This is a genomic window from Burkholderia sp. Ac-20353 (assembly GCF_017104785.1).
Classification (GTDB): domain Bacteria; phylum Pseudomonadota; class Gammaproteobacteria; order Burkholderiales; family Burkholderiaceae; genus Burkholderia.
Genome location: NZ_JAAGPL010000369.1, coordinates 1 through 4,047 on the forward strand (window position 1 = coordinate 1; position 4,047 = coordinate 4,047).

A 4,047-nucleotide genomic window follows, 5' to 3' on the forward strand; every position below is an offset into this window, starting at 1 on the left:
GCCACGGCCGCGACATCGGCCGCCGCGTCGGCAGCCGCGTCGGCGGCTGCCGTGGCCACCGCGCCGGACACGTCGTCGCCGCGCGCGAAACCCGGCGCGAAGTCGGACACAAAGCCAGGCGCGAAACCCGGCACACAATCGGACGCGCAGTCCGGCGCAAAACCGGGCGCAATACCCGGCGCAAAGGCCGCCACGAGAACGGACGCACCAATCGCAGAAGCCCACCTCAAGGACGTCATCGTGACCGCCGAACGGCGTGTGCAATCGGCGCAGCGGGTCGGCACGTCGGTGTCGGTCGTCTCGGGCGACGAGCTGAAGACGCTGAACGTCGAAACCGTCAACGACCTGCAGCACGCAACACCGAACCTCGAGGTCGAACCCGCGTTCGGAGGCGGGCAGCCGCAGTTCCGGATTCGCGGCGTCGGCTTCAGCGACTACACGTCGAACAACGCGTCGACGGTCGGCGTGAACGTCGACGACGTCGCATACGCGCTGCCGATCCAGACCCAGGGCCAACTGTTCGACATCGCGCGCGTCGAGGTGCTGCGCGGGCCGCAGGGCACGCTGTACGGCCGCAACACGACGGGCGGCACGATCAACTTCATCACGAACCAGCCGACCCGTGACTTCGAAGCGGGCGTGTCCGCCGAATACGGCACGCACAACCTGTTCACGACCGAGGGCTATGTGTCGGGGCCGCTGAGCGATCGCGTGCGCGGCCGCTTCGCGTTCACGACGCAGGACTTCGGCGCGTGGCAGAACAACCGCGCGACGAACCAGACGCTCGGCAACCATGACAGTGCGGCCGCGCGCGGCCAGCTCGACTGGGACGTCACCCGCGATTTCAAGCTGCACTTCGGCGCGCACGGCGGCTTCGACAAGTCCGACAACGAGGGCCTGTACCTGTTCACGCCGTACACGTCGGCCAAGACCGGCCAGGTGATCCCCGCCGACGCCGACCACACGAAAACGGGCTGGGGCGTGAGCCCCGCGTTCTCGCGCGTGACGGGCTTGTCGACCGACGCGAAGCCAGGCCGCAACAACGTGAACGGCGGCGTCGACCTCACCGCGACATGGAACCTCGGCCCGGTCGAGCTGAAGAGCATCACCGCGTACAACTACCTGCACCGTCGCGAATACGCGGACTGGGACGCGACGCAGAATCACGACTCGGACGAGTACTTCGACGACACCGTCAACGAAGTCACGCAGGAGCTGCGTGCGTCGTCGCGCGGCGACACGCGTCTGCGCTGGGTCACGGGCCTGTTCTACTCGCACGACGATCTCGACGAGAAGTTCTATTCCGACTTCAGCGACCGGCTCGGCTTCATCGCGCTGTCTCGCTACCGGCAATCGGTCGATACGCTCGGCGCGTACGGACAGGCGACCTACGACATCACGAAGCGCCTGCGCGGCATCGTCGGGCTGCGCCAGGAACACGAGAAGCGCGAGCTGCGCGGCTTCGCATCCGGCATGCTGACGCCGTCGTTCGTGCCGTTCGCGGGCTTCCAGGCCGGTGACGTGAACCAGTCGCTGACGTCGAACGGCACGTCGGGCAAGGTCGGCCTCGAATTCGATCTCGCGCCGGCGACGCTGCTGTACGCGAGCGTGAGCCGCGGCTACAAGTCGGGTGGTTTCACCGCGCACAATACCGGCAACTCGAGCGCGCTCGCGCCGTTCAAGCCGGAATCGCTGACCGCATACGAAGTCGGCTTCAAGAGCGACCTCACGCGCACGCTGCGCTGGAACCTGTCGGCGTTCCACTACGACTACCGCGACCAGCAGGTGCTGTCCGCGACGTTCGACCCGAATTCGCAGTCGCTGATCGGCACGTTCGTCAACGCACCGAAATCGCGCATCGACGGCATCGAGACCGAGCTGAAGTGGCAGCCCGTGCGCGGGCTCGAGTTCTCGCAATACGTCGGCTACAAGGGCGGCAAGTACACGGCGCCGTTCGTCACGTACAACACGCAGGCATCGGCCGCGAGCGGCCACAACGTGTTCACCGACTACAACGGCACCGCGCTCAGCTTCCCGCGCCTCAGCTACGGCGGGCAGGTTGCATACAGCTGGCTCGCGGACGGCTACCGGCTGCGCGCGGAGACGAACTACAGCTATCGCGACGCGTATTCGCAACTGCTGCTGCTCGGCCCGAACTACACCGCCGACGCGTACTGGCTCTTCAACGCGAGCCTGACCGTCACGTCGCCCGACCGGCACTGGGACGTCGCACTGTGGGCGCGCAACCTGTTCAACCGCCAGTACGACCTGACGAAGAACTTCTTCCTGCCCGGCACGAACGTCGCCGCGGCGGGCCAGCCGCGCACGGTCGGCGTGCGCGTGACCTACACGTTCTGAGGAGGCTCGCAGGATGACGCGCCGCACCGACAGGATGAAACTCAACGCGATGCTGAACGGCACCGGCAGCCACGTCGTCGGCTGGCGCCACCCGCTCGCGCAACCCAACGGCAACCGCGATTTCGCGCATTACCGCCGGATGGCGCGGACGGCCGAGCGCGGCAAGTTCGACGCGCTGTTCGTCGCGGACGTCGTCGCGACGCAGGGCAGCCACGTCGACTCGCTGCGCCGCAGCGCACGCGCCGAGACCTTCGAGCCGCTCACGCTGCTCGCGGCGCTCGCGGCCGTCACGCACCGCATCGGCCTGATCGCGACCGCGACGACGACCTACAACGCGCCGTACCACATCGCCCGCAAGTTCGCGTCGCTCGATCACCTGAGCGGCGGCCGCGCTGGCTGGAATCTCGTCACGTCGGTCGTGCCCGACGAAGCCGCGAACTTCGGCGCGGCGCCGCATCTTGCGCACGCCGATCGCTATGCGCGCGCCGACGAATTCCGGCGCGTCGTCGCGGGGCTCTGGGATAGCTGGGAAGACGACGCATTCATCGAGGACAAGGCAACCGGCCTGCATTTCGATCACCGCAAGCTGCATGTGCTCAATCATCACGGCCCGCATTTCAGCGTGCGCGGCCCGCTGAACGTCGCGCGCGCGCCGCAGGGCCATCCGGTGCTCGTACAGGCCGGGTCGTCGGACGCCGGCCGCGAACTCGCGGCACGCTGCGCGGAAGTGATCTTCACCGCGCAGCATCGGCTCGACGACGCGCAGGCCTTCTATGCGGACGTCAAGGGGCGCCTCGCGCGCTACGGTCGCCAGCCCGACCATCTGAAGATCCTGCCCGGCGTGATGCCGATCGTCGGCGCCACCGAGGCCGACGCGCGCGACAAGCTGCGCGCGCTGCAGGACCTGATCGATCCGGTGCTCGGGCTGCGCCTCGTCGCCGACAACGCCGGCGACATCGACCTGTCCGGCTATCCGCTCGACGGGCCGCTGCCCGACCTGCCGCCGAGCAACCGCAGCCAGAGCCGGCAGCAGCTGATCGTCGATCTCGCGCGCCGCGAGAACCTGACGATCCGCCAGCTCTACGAGCGCTTCGCGAGCGCCGGCGTGGTGGCCGGCACGCCGAAGACGATCGCCGACCATTTCGAGGAATGGTTCCTTTCGCATGGCGCGGACGGCTTCAACGTCGCGTTCGCGTGGGCGCCCGGCGGCCTCGACGACTTCGTCGAGCTGGTCGTGCCCGAGCTGCAGCGCCGCGGGCTGTTCCGCACCGAATACGAAGGGCCGACGCTGCGCGACCAGCTCGGCCTGCCGCGCCCGCCGTTCGTGCGGCCGCCATCGTCGTTGCGCGGCGATACGGTGGGCCCGGTCGGAGGAGAAACCGCATGACGCGACGCTTCCGACTCGGCATGCTGACGCGCGTCTACGCGCCGGACGCATCGAACACGTCCGCGCGAGTGCTACACGACACGCTCGCGCTGATCGAGGCCGCCGAAGCGCTCGGTTTCGACAGCGCGTGGGTGGCCCAGCATCATTTCGGCCGGGAAACCGGCCGGCTGCCGTCGCCGCTCGTGCTGCTCGCGGCCGCCGCGCGCCGCACGCGCCGCATCGCGCTCGGCACCGGCGTGATCGTGCTGCCGCTCGAATCGCCGCTGCGCGTCGCCGAGGACGCCGCCGTGCTCGACGCGCTG

3 protein-coding genes are annotated in these 4,047 nt (G+C 68.7%); all 3 read left to right on the forward strand.

The genetic code is table 11. The features are described 5' to 3' along the window. The first annotated feature begins 240 nt into the window (after positions 1 to 240). On the forward strand, positions 241 to 2,358 hold the full coding sequence (locus G3N94_RS40175) for a TonB-dependent receptor (RefSeq protein ID WP_205799732.1): 2,118 nt from the start codon (positions 241 to 243) through the stop codon (positions 2,356 to 2,358). Positions 2,359 to 2,371: 13 nt separating this feature from the next. Further along, positions 2,372 to 3,745, forward strand: a complete 1,374-nt coding sequence (locus tag G3N94_RS40180; protein ID WP_205799733.1) for an LLM class flavin-dependent oxidoreductase — start codon at positions 2,372 to 2,374, stop codon at positions 3,743 to 3,745. Positions 3,746 to 3,765: 20 nt separating this feature from the next. Next, positions 3,766 to 4,047, forward strand: a 282-nt coding sequence (locus G3N94_RS40185; RefSeq protein ID WP_241022343.1) for an LLM class flavin-dependent oxidoreductase, incomplete at its 3' end; no start/stop codon positions are given.